The organism is Aeromicrobium sp. PFPM2_SD2, from assembly GCF_057364525.1.
The window spans coordinates 1-537 of record NZ_JBNFNZ010000820.1; the positions used below are offsets into that span (position 1 = coordinate 1).

Annotated in this window: 1 protein-coding gene; it reads right to left on the bottom strand. The window is 47.3% G+C overall.

Annotation, left to right across the window (positions count from 1 at the left end):
• Nucleotides 1-113: 113 nt before the first annotated feature.
• A complete protein-coding gene (locus AC2W7G_RS18305; protein WP_485869689.1) occupies nucleotides 114-533 on the bottom strand; it encodes a phage nozzle protein in 420 nt (139 codons plus the stop codon).
• Between the last annotated feature and the right edge of the window lie 4 nt (nucleotides 534-537).

The following is a 537-nucleotide window of genomic DNA, read 5'->3' on the forward strand; positions in this document are numbered from 1 at the left end:
GAAAGATGCCACAGAAAGTAGTGGACATCTGGTTCCGTAGCCTTGCGAATATACATAAAGTCTCCTTATAACCTTAAGGGCCTATAGTCCCTATAGTGATAGTTAAGGTAAAGCTATAGGCCATTCAATAAGTTAGACTGAACGAGCTTTCTTAGCGTATGACGCCTCCCAGCCCCACCAACGATGGACACTGGGGTAGGATAGTCGGACTCTAAGGTTAGACTCGTGGTTAATGCGTTACCATTCATAGCGAAGCGATACTGTCCATCCCCAATGTTGGTAGTCCCGATGGTTTGCTGACCAAGGGTGTACCCGTTAAAGGTGTTCACGAACTCCCGCTCACCGTTTCTGACAATGAATCTAAGAGCTCCAGTGTCCTTGTAGTTGACCCAAGCCCGACGAAGTTGTAGGCGTCCAGTGTCTTCAGACTGAGTGCCACTCTCGTCTTCAATCTTAATCAGGAACCGTGAGAACTTGTAGGACATCAGAATAAGACCGTCCGATGAACACTGTTCGTCCTGACCAATCTCCATTTAG